This window comes from Micromonospora sonchi, from assembly GCF_014646235.1.
GTDB lineage: Bacteria > Actinomycetota > Actinomycetes > Mycobacteriales > Micromonosporaceae > Micromonospora > Micromonospora sonchi.
The window spans coordinates 51,913-68,577 of sequence record NZ_BMNB01000007.1 but is presented as its reverse complement, the minus strand read 5'-3'; the positions used below and the strand labels follow the sequence as shown (position 1 = coordinate 68,577).

The 16,665-nt window shown below is 71.6% G+C and carries 11 protein-coding genes and 3 pseudogenes; 3 read left to right on the top strand and 11 right to left on the bottom strand.

Going from position 1 to position 16,665, the window contains the following annotated elements:
• Positions 1-71: 71 nt before the first annotated feature.
• Positions 72-1,445 carry an FAD-binding oxidoreductase gene (locus IEY61_RS09470; RefSeq protein ID WP_189042643.1) on the bottom strand — a complete coding sequence of 458 codons (1,374 nt, stop codon included), beginning with the start codon at positions 1,443-1,445 and terminating at the stop codon, positions 72-74.
• 97 nt (positions 1,446-1,542) lie between these two features.
• Positions 1,543-2,031, bottom strand: coding sequence for an RrF2 family transcriptional regulator (locus IEY61_RS09465; RefSeq protein ID WP_189042640.1), 489 nt, complete (start codon positions 2,029-2,031; stop codon positions 1,543-1,545).
• Between the two features lie 90 nt (positions 2,032-2,121).
• Here IEY61_RS09465 and IEY61_RS09460 point away from each other — a divergent pair, with 90 nt between their 5' ends.
• The gene (locus IEY61_RS09460) at positions 2,122-2,529 is read left to right on the top strand and encodes a VOC family protein (protein ID WP_189042638.1); all 408 of its coding nucleotides are present in this window, start codon (positions 2,122-2,124) and stop codon (positions 2,527-2,529) included.
• Positions 2,530-2,601: 72 nt separating this feature from the next.
• Here IEY61_RS09460 and IEY61_RS09455 read toward each other — a convergent pair whose 3' ends face one another.
• Genes IEY61_RS09455 through IEY61_RS09445 form a run of 3 tightly spaced genes read right to left on the bottom strand, consistent with a single transcriptional unit; the run spans position 2,602 to position 7,247 of the window.
• Positions 2,602-5,157 (bottom strand): bifunctional acetate--CoA ligase family protein/GNAT family N-acetyltransferase, encoded by a 2,556-nt coding sequence (locus tag IEY61_RS09455; protein ID WP_189042636.1) that lies wholly within the window; start codon positions 5,155-5,157, stop codon positions 2,602-2,604.
• A gap of 25 nt (positions 5,158-5,182) precedes the next feature.
• Complete coding sequence (locus IEY61_RS09450) at positions 5,183-6,364, bottom strand: acetoin utilization protein AcuC (RefSeq protein WP_189042634.1); 1,182 nt, start codon at positions 6,362-6,364, stop codon at positions 5,183-5,185.
• Between the two features lie 28 nt (positions 6,365-6,392).
• Positions 6,393-7,247 (bottom strand): sulfurtransferase, encoded by an 855-nt coding sequence (locus IEY61_RS09445; RefSeq protein ID WP_189042632.1) that lies wholly within the window; start codon positions 7,245-7,247, stop codon positions 6,393-6,395.
• A gap of 160 nt (positions 7,248-7,407) precedes the next feature.
• Here IEY61_RS09445 and IEY61_RS09440 point away from each other — a divergent pair, with 160 nt between their 5' ends.
• Entirely contained in the window at positions 7,408-8,097 is a 690-nt protein-coding gene (locus IEY61_RS09440; RefSeq protein ID WP_229705790.1) for an iron-dependent transcriptional repressor DtxR, read from the top strand.
• Positions 8,098-8,273: 176 nt separating this feature from the next.
• Here the strand turns inward: IEY61_RS09440 and IEY61_RS09435 are convergent, their stop codons facing one another.
• From IEY61_RS09435 to nrdR, 5 genes and pseudogenes are all read right to left on the bottom strand, one after another.
• A complete protein-coding gene (locus IEY61_RS09435; protein ID WP_189042628.1) occupies positions 8,274-8,513 on the bottom strand; it encodes a C1orf53 family protein in 240 nt (79 codons plus the stop codon).
• A 272-nt stretch (positions 8,514-8,785) separates the two neighbouring features.
• Positions 8,786-10,021 (bottom strand): annotated as a pseudogene (locus tag IEY61_RS31970) (ribonucleotide reductase barrel domain-containing protein); the annotation flags it as partial.
• A 3-nt stretch (positions 10,022-10,024) separates the two neighbouring features.
• Positions 10,025-10,873 (bottom strand): annotated as a pseudogene (locus tag IEY61_RS31965) (LAGLIDADG family homing endonuclease); the annotation flags it as partial.
• A 429-nt stretch (positions 10,874-11,302) separates the two neighbouring features.
• Positions 11,303-12,952, bottom strand: a pseudogene (locus IEY61_RS31960) (vitamin B12-dependent ribonucleotide reductase); the annotation flags it as partial.
• A gap of 65 nt (positions 12,953-13,017) precedes the next feature.
• Positions 13,018-13,506: a transcriptional regulator NrdR gene (nrdR, locus tag IEY61_RS09425; protein WP_189042624.1), complete on the bottom strand. Its 489-nt coding sequence runs from the start codon at positions 13,504-13,506 to the stop codon at positions 13,018-13,020.
• A 565-nt stretch (positions 13,507-14,071) separates the two neighbouring features.
• On the opposite strand from nrdR, the gene lexA reads away from it, so the two are divergent.
• Positions 14,072-14,854: a transcriptional repressor LexA gene (gene lexA, locus IEY61_RS09420; RefSeq protein WP_189042622.1), complete on the top strand. Its 783-nt coding sequence runs from the start codon at positions 14,072-14,074 to the stop codon at positions 14,852-14,854.
• A gap of 32 nt (positions 14,855-14,886) precedes the next feature.
• Here the strand turns inward: lexA and IEY61_RS09415 are convergent, their stop codons facing one another.
• Positions 14,887-16,644, bottom strand: a complete 1,758-nt coding sequence (locus IEY61_RS09415) for an SMP-30/gluconolactonase/LRE family protein (RefSeq protein WP_189042620.1) — start codon at positions 16,642-16,644, stop codon at positions 14,887-14,889.
• Positions 16,645-16,665 lie beyond the last annotated feature (21 nt).

Sequence of the window (16,665 nt, the reverse complement as noted above, 5' to 3'; positions counted from 1 at the left end):
TGACCCGGCGTGGTGTCGGCCCCGGCGTTCGCCGGGCCCGACACCGTATGCGCGGCGTGACGCGGGATGGGTCAACCCCGACCTCGGGGCGTGTACGGGGGCACATTGTGGTTGATCCGGAAGAGGTTGTCCGGATCCCAGGTGGCCTTGATCTCGGTGAGCCGCCGGTAGTCACCGTCGCCGTAGCCGGTCCGCAGTTGGGACGTCGTGACGCGCGGGCCGGAGAGGAAGGCGGGCGTGATGCCACCGGTGCTCCAGGGAAGCATGGCCCGGTGCAGGTGGTCCTGTGCCGAGGCGGCCTCGTCACCGGTGAGCGGGTGGAGCCGGCTGCCGGTGTAGAGGATGAACTCGCCGTCCCGGCGGCCGATCACCGCACGGCTGCTCGCCGAGGGACCGAAGGCTCCGCCGAGGTGGCGCAGTTCGACAAGGTAGTCGTCGTCCCCGGCAACGCCCGCGTGGTCGAGGAGCCGGTCGACGGCCACCGCGTCGAGCCGGCCGAGCAGGGTGTTGCGGGCCTCGAAGGTGACCGGCCCCGGTGGCTCCCCGTGGATGCTGGCGAGTTGGCTGGCCGGCAGTTCGTCGACCGTGTCCATGACTGCGGGAGCGGCGGCACGCAATGGATGAAGCAGCCGGTTGGCGGTGCCGGGATCGCCCAGGTAGGCGATCCGGACGTGCGCGATCCGGCGGCCGCGCAACGGCTCGGGCACGCCGTTGAGGTCGGGCATCCGCATCAGCAGGACCGAGGAGGACATCTCCTCGGGAACCGTGGCGCTCCACTCGACGTAGGTTCGGAGCGCGGGCGCGATGGCATCGCCGGTGAACCAGAGGCCGCCCCCGACCAGGGTCGCCAGCGGTATCACCTCGGTGGTCAACGCGGTGACGACACCGAAGTTTCCGCGGCAACCGAGCATGGCCCAGAACAGCTCGGGTTCGGACTCGACGGTGACGGTGCGCTGCTGCCCGTCGGCGGTGACCACCTCCAGGGAACGGACCCGGTCGGCTGCGTAGCCGAACCGCCGGCCCAGCAGCGGGATGCCACCGCCGAGGTGGTAGCCGACGACCCCGACGTCGGGTGAGGACCCTCCGAGCGGGACGAGCCCGTGTGGAACGAGGGCGGCCAGGATGTCCCTGGACACCACCCCGGCACCGACGGTGACCGTACGATCGCCGGGGTGAACCTCGATGTGCCGCATCCGGCGGGTACTGATCAGGACACCGTCGGCGGGCACGCTGGGTCCGTGACCGGTGGCCTGCACGCCGACCGACTGCCCGATCTCGGTGGCGTACCGGACGGCGGCGACGACGTCGGTGGCGTGCCGTGCGCCGACCACGAGCGTGGGTCGGTGGGTGATCAACCGGTTGTACCCGGCCAGCTCCGAGGCATAGCCGGCATGGCCGGGGGTGAACACCGGGCCCCGGGTCTTGAGCTGGGTGCTGACGTCCATGCGCCTCTCCTCTGTGGGATCGAGCATCCGCCTGATTTCCTCGACATTCAACGTCCAGATATTTGCTGACAGTGGTGCCGGTGGGCTCGGTGGGCACTCAGCGCTCGTGCAACTCGGCGAACCGGTCGCGAGTCGCATCCGGCGTGGCGGGGAAGCTTCGCTCGACGTCGGCCTTGAGGTCGGCCAGCGTCCGGCTCGCGAGCTCCTGCCGCCAGGCCAGGTCGGCTCGGCGCATGGCCCCGGAAACGAGGCACACCTCGCGATAGTCCACGTCCGGGCGACCACCGGGCCCCGCGCGCAGGATCTGCTCGCACCGGAACAGCGGGTCCGGCCCCTCGATGGCGACCACGACATCCAGCAGCGAAATGTCGGCCGGCTGGCGGGCCAACGAGAAGCCGCCGCGCCGACCGGGCGTGGAGGCCAGGATCCCGGCGCGCACAAGGCTCTGCAGCTGCTTGTTCAGGTACGCCGGCGGCAGTTGATAGAACTCCGCCAGCCGCGACGTCGACACGCCGCGCTCCGCGCCCAGCCAGGTGAGGTTCAGACAGGTGTGGATCGCCCACTCGACACCCTGACTCAGACGCATATCCGGATGTTACATGTCCAGGTTAATGTCTGGCAAAGTCAGCCGGGCCGCCCGAGGTCCGGGCATGGCCGACGACATCGGGAGGAAACGATGAACTGGACGCTGGAGGTAGTGGTCGTACCGGTCTCCGATTTGGACCGAGCCAAGGCCTTCTACGCCGACCAGCTCGGCTTCGTCGTCGACCACGACATGGTGATCAACCACGAGGTGCGGATCGTGCAGTTGACCCCGCCCGGCTCCGGCTGCTCGATCGTGATCGGCAAGGGCGCGGTGCCGCACATGCCGCCAGGTTCGTTGAAGGGGCTCCAACTCGTCGTGCCGGACCTGCACAAGGCCCGCGCCGAACTCCTCGACCGGGGCGTCGAGGTGAGCGACATCCAGGTGCTCGGAAAGAATCCCCGCCCGGTGCCGGACCCACTGGACAACGTCGGCTTCGTCTTCTTCGAGGACCCGGACGGCAACGCCTGGGCGGTGCAGCAGATCTCCACCCGTCCCTGAGCCGGCTGGCGACGGCCGCTGTTAAAAGGGGGCCCCTCCTCTACACCAGGCGTTAATAGGGGTCCCTTCCTTTCACAGCCGGCGAGGGCCGGTGTCGGGGCGGGGGGTGGCGGAGCCGATCAGGACGGTGGCGTGCAGCACCGACAGGCCGTCCGGTCGGGCGAGCACCGGGTTCAGCGTCAGGGTGCGGACCCGGGGCTGTTCGTCGGCGAGCCGGCCAACCCGCAACAGCAGGTCGGCCAGGGCGGCCCGGTCCACCGGAGCCGCGCCGCGGTGACCGCGCAGCAGTGGCGCCGCCCGGGGTGCGTCGACCAGTTCGGCGGCGTCGCGGTCGGTCAGCGGCACCGCCCGCCAGGCCTGGTCGCCCAGCAACTCGGTGGCGACCCCACCGAGACCGAAACCGACCACCGGGCCGAACGCCGGATCCTCCACCAGCTCCACCACGCAGGCCACCCCGGGCGCCACCATCGGCTGCACCAGGACGTCCGCGCCGAACGCCACCGCCAACTCCGCGTACGTGCGACGCACGGCGGCGGCGTCGGGCAGATCGAGGCGGACCGCTCCGAGGTCGAACCGGTGCCGCAGCCCAGCGGCGGCGGCCTTGAGCGCCACCGGGAAGCCGAACCGGGTCGCCGCCTCGACGGCCTCCTCGGCCGAGTCCACCGTCGCCGAGGCGACCACATCGATGCCGTACGCGCCGAGCAGCGCCGCCGGATCGACCCCGTCCCTGCGCAGCGCCGCCGACGCCGCCGCGCGCCGGATGCCGGGCAGTTCGGGCAGCACCCCGGACGGTCGGCGCAGCCAGTCGGCGTACGCGGTGACCCGGGCGAGCGCCCGCACCGCCTCCTCCACGCTCGGGTAGGACGGCATGCCCGCCGGTGCCCGGCCGACCAGGAAGGTCGCCACCGCCGGCTTGGCGGCGGTCAGCGCGCTGGGCAGGGCAGCGGTGAAGTCCCCCTCGGCGCCGGTGAACTGGCCGGGCAGCGGCGGCGCGAACAGGGCCACCAGCACGTCGACGGTCTCGGCGGCAGCGGCCTCGGCCAGCGCCTCGGCGAACTCGGCCGCACTGGCCCGGGGCCCGACGTCACGGGGATAGCCCACGGCGACGGTCAGGCCCTGGGCCGCGCAGGCGGTCGCCGCCAGCCCGGTCAACGCCGAGGAGTTGCCGACGATGCCCACCCGGTTCCCGGCGGGCAGCGGCTGGTTGGCCAGCAGCACGCCGACGTCCAGCAGCTCGGCGACGGTGTCCACCCGGATCACCCCGGACTGGGCGAACAGCGCGCTCACCGCCGTGGCGTCCGGGCCGACGGAGTCGCCGACCCCGGGCGGCCGGGCCGGCGAGGCCAGCGCCACCACCGGCTTGTCCCGGCCGATGTGCCGGGCCAGCCGGGCGAACTTGCGCGGGTTGCCGAACGTCTCCAGGTACAACATGATCACGTCGGTCGCCGGGTCGCCCTGCCAGTACTGCAACAGATCGTTGCCGGAGACGTCGGCCCGGTTGCCGGCCGAGACGAAGCTGGACAGGCCGAGCCCTCGGCGGTCGGCCTCGGCCAGCAGCGCCACGCCGAAGGCACCGGACTGGCTGAAGATGCCGACCCGGCCGGGCCCCGGCAACCGTGGGGCGAGGGTGGCGTTGAGGCGTACCTCCGGGTCGGTGTTCGCCACCCCCAGGCAGTTCGGGCCGATCACCCGCATGCCCGCCGCGTGGGCGGCCCGGACCAGCGCCCGCTGCGCGGCGGCGCCCTCGACGCCCGCCTCGGCGAAGCCGGCGGAGATGACGACCAGGCCGTGCACCCCGGCCGCGGCGGCGTCGGCGACCACCTCAGGGGTCGACCCCGGTGGCACGGCGACCACCGCCAGGTCGACCGGCAGCCCCGCGTCGGCCGCAGACGGGTACGCCGGTAGCCCCGCCACCCGGGTGGCGGTGGGATGCACCGGCACCACCGCGCCGGTGAACCCGCCGTCGCGCAGGTGCCCCAGCACCGCCGCACCGACACCCTGGCCGGTGGCGCTGGCGCCGTAGACGGCGACGCCACGCGGCGCGAGCAGCCGGGCGACGGAGCGGGCCTCGGTGCGCTGCTCCCGCCCGCGCTGCACGGTCAGGGTGGTCTCGGTGGGGGCGATCGGGAAGGTCAGGTGCACCACACCGTCGGCGAACTCACGCTGAAGCTGGTACCCGAAATCGGCGAAGACCCGCAGCATCTGACCGTTGGCCGGCAGCACCTCGGCGACGAAGTTGACGATCCCGACCCGCCGGGCGGCGTCGGCGAGGTGCTCCAGCAGCACCGAAGCGATACCCCGCCCCTGGTAGGCGTCCTCGACCACGAAGGCCACCTCGGCGTCCGGCGAGGCCGGGCCGAGCCGCTCGTACCGGCCGACGGCGACGATCCGGTCGCCGGCCAGCACCACGAACGCCTCCCGGTCACGGTGGTCGACGTTGACGAAGCGCTGCAGGTCCCGCTCGGGGATGCGCGGGTACGGCGAGAAGTAGCGCAGGTAGCGGGTGCGCTCGGAGAATCGCGAGTGCATGGCCACGATCGCCGGCCCGTCCGAGGGGCGGATGGGCCGCAACTGGACGGTGCTGCCGTCGCTGAGCAGCACGTCCACGGCTGGTTCGGCTGTGGTCACCTCGGACGGCCCTCCCCCGGCCGGCTCAGTCGCGCGGATCGTGCGGGTCGAGGCCGAGCAGCGGGAAGACCGCCTTGCGGGTCGCGGCGATCGCCCGGTCCACCGGACTGGGCTCACCGGTGGGCTGCCACGGTTCGTACCCCGGGTCGATGTCGTCGGTCATCCGCAGCGGCACGTCGGAGCCGGGTCGGCGACTGGCGGCCAGCTCCCGCCAGGCCTGCGGGGTCAGCGTGGCCGGCTCCAGCGGCGCCCCGGTAGCCACCGCCAGCAGGTGCGTCCAGGCTCGGGGCACCACCTCCACCAGCGCGTACCCGCCGCCGCCGGTGGCCACCCAGCGTCCGTCGCACAGTTCGTCGGCGAGCGCCCGCAGCGCCAGGTAGGTCGCGCGTTGCCCGTCGACGGAGAGGTGCAGGTCGGCGAGGGGGTCGACGCGGTGGGCGTCCGCACCGCACTGGGCGAACAGCAGCTGCGGGCGGAACGCGCGCAGCACCGACGGGACGATCGCGTGAAAGGCGCGCTGCCAGCCGGCGTCCTCCACCCCGGGCGGCAGCGCGATGTTGACCGCGGTTCCCGCGGCGCCCGGCCCGCCGGTCTCGTCCGGGAAGCCGGTGCCGGGGAAGAGCGCGAGCGGGGTCTCGTGCAGGCTGACGGTCAGCACCCTGGGGTCGTCCCAGAAGATCTGCTGCACCCCGTCGCCGTGATGCACGTCGACATCGACGTACGCGATCCGCTCCGCGCCGAGGTCGAGCAGCCGGGCGATGGCCACCGCCGGGTCGTTGTAGACGCAGAACCCGGCCGCCCGCGCCGGCATGGCGTGATGCAGGCCGCCGGCCACGTTCACGGCACGGCGTGCCGCACCACGCCACACCGCCTCGGCGGCAGCCACGGTCGCCCCGGCGACCAGCGCGCTGGACTCGTGCATCCCGTCGAAGACCGGATTGTCCGGGGTGCCCAGGCCGAAACCGGCGAAGAGCGGGTCACGCGGCGCGATCCGGACCGCGTCGAGGTAGCGCGGATCGTGCACCCGGGCCAGCAGCGCGTCATCGGCCGGCACGGGCTCGACCAGCCGTACGCCGGGTCGTCGCAGGATGCCGAGTTCGCGGGCGAGCGCGATGGTCAGCTCCACCCGCACCGGATCGAGCGGGTGGTCGCCGAGGTCGTAGGCGAGCAGCGACTCGTCCCACACCACCACCGTGTCGTCGGACATCTGCCCATGGTCGCACGAGGCCGGCTGGTCAGCCGCCTGGTGTCGAGCCGGTGGCCACCGGCCGGTCCGGATCGGCGACCCAGTTGCTCCAGGAGCCGACGTAGAGCGCGGCGTCGGGGCGGCCGGCGAGATGCAACGCCAGCACAGCTTGCGCGGCGGCCACCCCGGAACCGCAGTACGCCCCGACCGGCGCGCCGGCGATCACCCCGGTGACGACGAACCGGTCGCGCAGCGCCTCGGCGGCCGGGAAGCGGCCGTCGGAGACGTACTCGGCCGCCGGGAGGTTCACCGCACCGGGAACGTGGCCGGCGACGGGGTCGACCGGCTCGTGTTCGCCCCGGTAGCGCGGTGCGGCGCGGACGTCGAGCAGCACGCCGTCGCCGGCGGCCAGTTCGGCGGCGGCCGGGGCGTCGAGCACCGGCAGGGCGCCCGGCCGGACGAGGACGTCGCCCTCGGCCGGGGTCGGCGCGTCGGTGCTGGTGGGCAGGCCGGCGGACAGCCAGGCCGGCAGGCCGCCGTGCAGCAGCCGTACCGGCCGGTGCCCCGCCCAGCGCAGCGTCCACCAGGCGCGGGCCGCGGACATGCCGTCGCCGCCGTCGTACACCACCACGGGGTGACCGGCGCGCACCCCGGCGGCCCGCAGCGCCGCCTGCAACGCGGCCGGGTCGGGCAGGGGGTGCCGGCCCGCCGGGCCGGGCGGGCCGCACAACGCGGTGTCCAGATCGACGAAGACCGCGCCGGGCAGGTGCGCCGCCGTGTAGTCGTCGCGGCCGGGCGGCCCGACCAGCCGCCAACGCACGTCGAGCAGGGTGGGCGGGTCGACCGCGTCGAGTTCGGCGGCGAGCCGCCCGGCCTCGATCAGAAGCTCCTCGGCACCGGACATGACGCCCAGTCAACACCATCCGTGACCGGGCGCTTCGGCAGAGCTGATCCGAGGTGCGGCACGGTACCATCGATCACTGGAGGGCCGCTGACACCATGAAGTCTCACGACCTGGTCGACACCATTGTGTGTGGAGCCACCTCCGGAAAGAGGTGGTAACCATGGCCAAACATGATCTTGTTGACACCACTGAGATGTACCTGCGGACGATCCTCGAACTCGAGGAGGAGGGGGTGCCACCGCTGCGCGCGCGAATCGCCGAACGGTTGCGCCAGAGCGGCCCCACCGTCAGCCAGACCGTCGCCCGGATGGAACGCGACGGCCTCCTCACCGTCGAGGGTGACCGGCAGCTCACCCTCACCCCACTCGGCCGCAGCACCGCCGTCTCGGTGATGCGCAAGCACCGGCTCGCCGAACTGCTCCTGGTCAACGTGATCGGGATGCCCTACGAGGAGGCCCACGAGGAGGCCTGCCGCTGGGAGCACGTGATGAGCGACGCGGTCGAGAAGCGGGTCTACGACCTGCTCAACCGGCCGACCCGGTCGCCGTACGGCAACCCCATCCCCGGCCTCGAGGAGCTGGGCTCGCCCGGGCACCCCGAGCCGGAGCCCGCCGAGAGCGAGCGCAACCTGGCCTTCCCCGGCCTGACCGGCAAGGTGATCGTCCGGCGGATCTGCGAGAGCGTGCAGAGCGACGCGGAGGTGCTGCGACAGCTGCACGCCGCCGGCGTCGACCCGGGCGCCACGGTGACGGTGTCGCAGGAACGCGACGTGGTGTCCGTCGACCGTTCCGGCGAGAGCATCCGGCTGCCCCGCGAGGTCGCCTCCCGGGTCTTCGTCGCCGCCGCCTGACCGGGCCCGCCGTCCCGCCCCCGGCCCAGCCCGGCGTCCGCCGCTTGGCCGGGCCACACTTGATCGACTCCGTTTCGCCGCAATGGCGTGATCAACTCAAGTCCGATACCGCCATGCCGGCGAAACGGAGTTGATCACGCCTGGCCCCCGGCGGGCCGCCGGGCCACCGGCACCGGTCACCGCGCATACGGGCAGTGCCGGCAACCCCGACCGCAGCAGGTGCCGCGATCGGCGAGAAACCCGGCGGTGAGCACGAACAGGCCGGTGGCCGGGTCCAGGTAGCCGGCGGCCCCGGCGGACAGGGCGTCGGCGTGTGCGGCCAGGATCCGCTCCCGGTCCGGATGCTCGGGCGACAGCCGGGACGGATGCGGCTCGGTCAGGGGCCGCGCCGCCAGGGGCCGTCGCTCTCCGCTCACCCCGGGCAGTCTAGGCAGGAGAAACTCCTCCCGACCCGGCCACCCCCGCCCTGCCGCTGCCCTCCACCCGCCAACCCCGCCGAGTCGAGCAGACGGACGTACGCGCCCGCCGATTTTGCACTTTTGGTCGCCGAAATGACCCCTTCACGGCATTTGACCCGGCAGAAAGTGCATGATCGATGCGGTGAGCGGAGGGCGGGGCGTGCCGGCCCGGCGGAACGAACGAGCCCCGGGCGGGTGATCCGCCCGGGGCTCGTCGCGTACCTCGCCTGTCAGCTGCAGCCGCTGGTGGAACCGCAGCCCTCGCAGACGTAGCAGCTACCGGCCGGGCGCATCTTCGTACCGCAGGTGAAGCAGAGCGGCGCGTCAGCGGCCTTGCCGATCACGGCCTCCAGCAGCTCGGTGCTGGAACCGACGGGCGGCGCCGGCTTGACGGCCGCGACGTCGGCGAGTTCCTGCGCCGGCTGAGCCACCGGGCCGGCCTTCGACTCCTCCGGCCTGGTCTCCACCGGCGCCGACGCGGCCATCGCGGTCAGGTCCGTGCCGTTCATCTCGGCCTCGGCCTCCGCCTGAAGCTGGGCGGCCCGCTCCTTCGCGGTGAAGATGCCCAGCTCCGCGCGGCGCTCGTACGGCAGGAAGTCCAGGGCCAGGCGACGGAAGATGTAGTCCATCACCGAGGCGGCCATCCGCACGTCCGGGTCGTCGGTCATACCGGCCGGCTCGAAGCGCATGTTGGTGAACTTGCTGACGTACGTCTCCAGCGGCACGCCGTACTGCAGGCCGATGGAGATGGCCACCGAGAAGGCGTCCATCACCCCGGCCAGCGTCGAGCCCTGCTTGGACATCTTGAGGAAGACCTCGCCGAGACCGTCGTCGGGGTACGACGAGGCGGTGAGGTAGCCCTCCGCGCCACCGACCGAGAAGGAGATGGTCTCCGACGGGCGCTTCTTCGGCAGCCGCTTGCGCACCGGGCGGTACTCGACGACCTTCTCCACCACCGGCTCGACGGCGGTAACGGTCGTCGCCGGCTCGGTGACCTTCTTCTTCGCCGCCGACAGCGGCTGGCCGACCTTGCAGTTGTCCCGGTAGATGGCCAGTGCCTTGAGCCCGAGCTTCCAGCCCTCGAAGTAGATCTTCTCGACGTCCTCGACGGTCGCCTGCTCCGGCATGTTCACCGTCTTGGAGATGGCCCCGGAGATGAACGGCTGGACCGCCGCCATCATCCGCACATGGCCCATCGGCGCGATGGAACGCTCGCCCATGGCGCAGTCGAAGACCGGGTAGTGCTCCGGCTTCAGGCCGGGGCCGTCCACCACGTGGCCGTGGTCGGCGATGTGCTCGACGATCGCCTCGACCTGCTCCTCCGGGTAGCCGAGGCTACGCAGGGCGCGCGGCACGGTCTGGTTGACGATCTGCATCGAGCCGCCGCCGACCAGCTTCTTGAACTTGACCAGCGCCAGGTCCGGCTCGACACCGGTGGTGTCGCAATCCATCATCAGGCCGATGGTGTTGTGGCTGACGAAGCCGCCCGCGACGTAGGTGACGTTCTCCGGCACCGACAGGTCGTACGTCGGCTGGATGCCGCCGTCCTCGTTCGCCTCGACCGTCTCGAACAGATAGCCGAGCGCCTGCCCGAGCCGGTCGTCGCCGGTCTCGGCGAAGAGCCGCATGGCCACCGCCCGGGACACGCCCCCGGTCTTGCGCAGCGACTGGGTGACCGTGTCGCGCAGCTCGTGCCCGGCCGGTACCAGGAGGTCCCACATCGCGGCGGGCAGGTGGATCCGATCCCGGTTGCCGGCCTGCTTCGGCTCGACCACCAGCAGGCGGTTCTTACGGTCACTCATGAAGCCGACAATCTCGTCGAACGCGACTGCGTGCTCCATGTTGCGCAGCCGGATCTGCCACATGTCAGAGCCCATGCCGCTGGTCGTCCGCCGAGTGGTCGTGGCCATCCCGAGCGTGAGCAGCAGCGTACGCACCTCGGCAGCGAAGGACTCGGCCGACGTCGAGATCGACGGCACCCCGCCGGTCACGCTGCCGTCAGCCTCGAAGAGACCGCGCAGGAACGCCGCGTACACGACGGCGTCGTTGGTTTCCAGCAGCGCCGATGGCACCCGCGGCAGCCAGCCCTTGCCGCTGTGGTCGGCGTGTGGCAGTTTCTTCGCGAAACCGGCCGCCTGCCACCACCGGGCCAGCCGCACCGACTGGAGCGTCACCTCCTGGTACCCGACCTGCGCTGTGACGACCGGTTCCAGGCCGAAGAGCCCCTTGCCCAGCACCCGGAGCCGCTCGACGACGTCCAGGTCGGTGTCCGCCACACAGAAGCGGACGCCCTTGGCGTGCAGGCTCCCGTCGCCCATGAAGTAGCCGACCAGCTCGGCCAGATCCGCGTCGACGTGGTCCGGCACGTACAGCCGGCGGTCACCGGCGTAGTACGCCTGGTCGAGCACCGGCAGCGGCACCCGCCGCGGCTCGCCGACCAGCGTGCCGAGCTGGATCGGAACCAGGTCACCCGGGGTGACGTCCGCCATCCGCTTCCAAACCCACTCGCCGGTCTCCGGGTCGACGACCTTGATCCGGTGGGCGAGGGTGCCCTGGATCGAGTAACCGCCGCCGGTGACCACCCGCCGGGTCGGCTCCTCGCCGTTGACGAAGAACTTCGTCGCCCGGCGGGCGCCCTCGTCGGTGGAGACCTGCATGTCCAGGTCCTGCCAACGGTCGCCGTACACGTCGCCGATCTCGCCCAGCCGCATCAGGCCCCGGTCGGTGGTGACCAGCGTGTCCGGAGTCAGGCAGCCGGTGGGCGCGAGGACGCTGGCCTGCGCGTTACGCCAACCGAATTTGTCACCGACCTTGTTGCCCTGGGTCCACTGCTTGGTGGCCTCCCGCTGGATGGCGGTCGCCACGGTGCCGGACGGCTTGATCTCGTCGTTCGCGGCGGCGTGCTTGCGCATCACCCGCTTGTGCGGCTCAGCGTTGCGGGCGTAACCGTCGTACGCGCCGACGACGCCGGCCAGCTCAGCCGAGCGGCGGTACGCGGTGCCGGTCATCAGCGAGGTGATCGCGGCAGCGACCGAGCGGCCCTGCTCCGAGTCGTACGGCAGGCCGGAGGCCATCAGCAGCGCGCCGAGGTTGGCGTACCCGATGCCGAGCTGCCGGTACGCCCGGGTGGTCTCGCCGATCTTCTCGGTCGGGAAGTCGGCGAAGCAGATCGAGATGTCCATCGCGGTGATGACGAACTCGACCGACTTGACGAACTTCTCCACCTCGAAGCCGCCGTCAGCGCGGAGGAACTTCATCAGGTTGAGCGAGGCCAGGTTGCACGAGGAGTTGTCCAGGTGCAGGTACTCCGAGCACGGGTTCGACGCGGTGATCCGGCCGGTTTCCGGGCAGGTGTGCCAGTCGTTGATGGTGTCGTCGTACTGCAGGCCGGGGTCGGCACACTCCCAGGCGGCCTGGGAGATCGTGCGGAACAGCTTCTGCGCGTCGATGGTCTCGATGGTCTGCCCGTCGAGGCGGCCGCGCAGGTCGAAGGTGCCGCCCTTCTCGACCGCGGTCATGAACTCGTCGGAGACCCGCACCGAGTTGTTGGCGTTCTGGTACTGCACGCTGACGATGTCGGACCCGCCCAGGTCCATGTCGAAGCCGGCGTCCCGCAGCGCGCGGATCTTGTCCTCCTCGCGCGCCTTGGTGACCACGAACTCCTCGATGTCCGGGTGGTCGACGTCGAGAATGACCATCTTGGCCGCCCGCCGGGTGGCACCGCCGGACTTGATGGTGCCGGCGCTCGCGTCCGCGCCGCGCATGAAGCTGACCGGGCCGGAGGCGGTGCCGCCGGAGGAAAGCAGCTCTCTGGACGAGCGGATCCGGGAAAGGTTCACCCCGGAGCCGGAGCCGCCCTTGAAGATCAGCCCCTCCTCCTTGTACCAGTCCAGGATGGAGTCCATCGAGTCGTCGACGGCGAGGATGAAACACGCGCTGACCTGCTGGGGCGAGGGCGTGCCGACGTTGAACCAGACGGGCGAGTTGAAGCTGAACACCTGGTGCAGCAGCATCCAGGTCAGCTCGTGGGCGAAGACCTCGGCGTCGGCCGGGGAGGCGAAGTAGCCGTACTCCTCACCGGCGGTGCGGTAGGTGGTGACCACCCGGTCGATCAGCTGCCGCAGCGACCACTCCCGCTCCGGGGTCCCCACCGCGCCCCGGAAGTACTTGGTCGTCACGATGTTGGCCGCGTTGACGCTCCACGACTCGGGGAACTCCACGCCGCGCTGCTCGAAGTTGATCGAGCCGTCCCGCCAGTTGGTCATCACGACGTCGCGGCGTTCCCAGGCGACCTCGTCGTAGGGGTGCATCCCCTCCGTGGTCCAGACCCGCTCGACCTTGAGGCCCGCGCTCGCCTTGCTCCGTGACCTGCTTGTTGTCACACCATCCCCCGGCATCTCATCCGCCCCCTCGTCCACGCGGGCTCGCCGCGCGATCCGACTGTCACTGCTGCTGAAAAAATTCACTGCTCGCCGGTGGTACCGGCCCCGGCGCCCTCCCGGGCGCGCGCTGCGGCCCGCAGCGTCTCGATCTCCCGCTCGAAGTCGGCGAGCGAGTCGAACGACCGGTAGACGCTGGCGAAGCGCAGGTAGGCGACCTCGTCCAGGTCCCGGAGCGGACCCAGGATGGCCAGCCCCACCTCGTGGCTGGGGATCTCGGCGGCCCCCTTGGCCCGGATGGTCTCCTCGACCCGCTGCGCCAGCAGCGCGATCGAGTCCTCGTCGACCGGCCGGCCCTGGCACGCCTTACGCACCCCGCCGATGATCTTCGTACGGCTGAACGGCTCGGTCACCCCGCTGCGCTTGACCACCGCCAGCACCGCCTCCTCGACGGTGGTGAACCGTTTGCCGCACTCCGTGCAGGAGCGTCGCCGACGGATCAGCTGGCCGTCGTCGGCCTCCCGCGAGTCGACCACGCGGGAGTCGGCGTGCCGGCAGTACGGACACCGCATCGCCCGACCTCCTCGATCGACACGGGTACGCCCCGCCCGCCTCCGGGCACGCGTCAGCACGACGGATTCATCCTTGCAGGATGGCCGCCGGCTCGCCGATACCAGGAGTGCGGTCGGTAGTCGAACCCAACCTGTAGGCGACTTACGCCCTTGTGACTACTACATCTAGGGGTCGACCGTATGCCGCTGGCGATCCGCGGTCAAGTTGGCCGGCGTGTCCGGCGCGTCACCCGAACAGCCCACCGGCAACCCGCTCACGACGCAACCCGAGGGCCCAACGCGACGCGGTGACACCGGTTACCGTCCGACCGGCCAGGATCGCCGGCAATCCGGACGGGCTCGAACACCCGTTCGATCGGACGTACCATTTATCAGAACAGACGTACGACTGTCACGGTTTTCCGGCTCGACACGCGGAGCCAGGTCGTACAGACGTTTGAAAATGACCGATCTCACCTATACGGTCATGAACAGCCGGAGGTGACCATGGTCGACCCGCCGGTCGCAGCACTCTCGCACGCACCACGAGCCGCCGAGGCACCAACGCCGACCAGGGAGGACGGACGTGACCGAGGACCGGGCCACCCGGCCACAGGGCCCGCAACAGAGCACCGAGGCAGGCCCTCCGGCCGCCCGTCGCCGCAGCGTCTCCCGCGCTCGGGCCGGACAGCCCGCCCTGCGTCCGGTGACGCCGATGGCCAGCACCTTCGCCGACCCGACGACGGTCGACCTGACCGCCCGGCAGCGGCGCATCCTCGACTTCATCCGCACCTGGGTGGAGCGGCACGGTTACCCACCGAGCGTGCGCGAGATCGGTGAGGCGGTGGGGTTGGTCTCCCCGTCCAGCGTCGCCTACCAGCTCAAGGAGCTGGAGAAGAAGGGCTTTCTACGGCGCGACCCGAACCGGCCGCGCGCGGTGGACGTCCGCTCACCCAGCGACGTGGACGACGAGCTGACCCGCTCGCAGCGTCCCACGCCGGCGTACGTGCCGATGCTCGGCCGGATCGCCGCCGGTGGGCCGATCCTCGCCGAGCAGTCGATGGAGGATGTCTTCCCCCTGCCCCGGGAGCTCGTCGGCGAGGGCGAGGTCTTCATGCTCCAGGTCAAGGGCGACTCGATGCTCGACGCGGCCATCTGCGACGGCGACTGGGTGGTGGTCCGGCAGCAGCCGACCGCCGACTCCGGCGAGATCGTCGCCGCCATGCTCGACGGCGAGGCGACCGTGAAGACCTACCGCCGGCGCGACGGCCATGTCTGGCTGATGCCGCAGAATCCGGCCTTCGACCCCATCCCGGGCGACGACGCCACCATCATGGGCCGAGTGGTGGCCGTGCTGCGCCGCATCTGAGCGTCCCGGGCGACCGGCGCCGGCCGGAAAGGTCAGTACCGGTCGCCCCGATGGCCGTAGTTGCCGTGTGGCTGGCCGTACGGCTCGGAGTCGTCCTCGCGGTAGCGACCCGGGCGTCGACCCCGCTGGTCGGGCTCGGCCGGTCCACCCCGCCGAGGCGGCTCGGCACGACCACCACGAGGCGGCTCCGTGCGGCCGCCGCGAGGCGGCTCGGCACGCCCACCGCGAGGCGGCTCCGCACGCCCGCCACCGGACCCGCCTCCGCCGTAGACGCCACCGCCGTGCCCACCGCCACCGGCCGGCCGGCCGGCACCGGGCCGCCCGCCGTAGCCGGGAGCGCCCTCCGCGGGCCGCCCACCGCCGCCGTAGACGCCACTTCCCTGGGCCGGGCGGGCGGAGACAGCACCACCGGAGCCGTTCCGGCCGCCGTAGACCGGCCCCGACCGGGATGCGGACCGCTCGCCGTCCGGCGAGCCGCCGTAGACGTTCCCGGCCGGCGCGCCTGCGTACGTTCCGCCCCGCGGTCGATCCGGCGACGGTCCGGACCCGCCGTCCTTGTCCGTCGGGCCCGGACCGTCGCGGTCACGGTCGCGGTCCTTGCCGGGCGGCACCGGCCGCTTGCGGGCCCGCAGGATGCCGAAGATGCCCGCGCCGACCAGGAGCGCCCCGAGCACCCCCACGGCGGCGATCAGGTACGTGATGTCGTCCAGGGTCAACCCGTCGATGAAGGACCGGGCGGCGGACTTCTTCGCCGCGTCCGGATCCTCGGTCAGGTTCTTCGGCCCCTCGGTGGACGGGGTGTAGCTGAGGATGTCGACCGGATCCTGGTCGTCCAGGTGGCCCGCGTCGGAGACGGTCAGGAAGGTCTTGCCGTCGGTCGAGTAGGCGATCGCCTCGCCGAACGGGTCGGCCAGCGCGGTGACCCGCGGCGTGGTGGTGGTCAGCGCCGCCACGATGTCGCCGTTGGCGACGTCGTACTCGAAGGCGTCGGCGTACGTGCGCAGCACCACCCGGGAGCCGTCCGGCGACCGGGCGGCGCCGGTGATCGCGACGCGACCGAAGGTGCTGAGCGGGTTCTCGGTGTCCGTCTTCGGCACCTCGAACTCGCCGAGCCTCTTCATTGGCACCGGTTCGGTGTCACCGCTCTTCAACGGTCCGTCCGGGGTGAAGATCTCCGCCTTGCCGGCGGTGACCTTCGTGATGATCAACGGCAGGTTGTCGTCGCCGATCAGCAGCGCCTCGGCGTCGCGGGGCTTACCGTCCGGGTACGACAGCCGGTGCAGCTTCGGCTGCTTGCTGCCGTTGGCCGGCATGCTCCAGACCGCTACCCGCTCACGGCGTTGCCGGCTGGTGGCGTTGTCGCCGGTGTCGGCGATCCACAGCGTCTTGCGGTCCGGCGAGAGGGCGAGGTCCTCGGTGTCGGACGGTCCACCGCCGGAATAGGGGACCCCTTTGATGACCTCGCAGTCCTTGCTGAGGTAGAAGACCTGCTTGCGGTCGGCCTGCTCGCTGCTGTCGTTGATGACGATGTAGCCGTTCTTGGTCACCACCAGGCCGGACAGCTCACGCAGCCGCGGATCGTCGACGCTGCACTGCTTCTTCGGGGCCGCCATCAGCGGCGCCCCCAAACCCGCCAACGGCGCCCCCGCACCAGCCAACGGCACCCCCGGAGCAGCCAGCGAAACCGCGGAAAACGTCGGCGGCGGTGCCGCCACGGCCGCGCCGGCCAATGCCACGGTGCCCCCGAGCAGGCCGAGGGCGACCGTGACGGAGGAAACAGTGCGGTGCATGAAGAAAGTGTCGCATGCCAC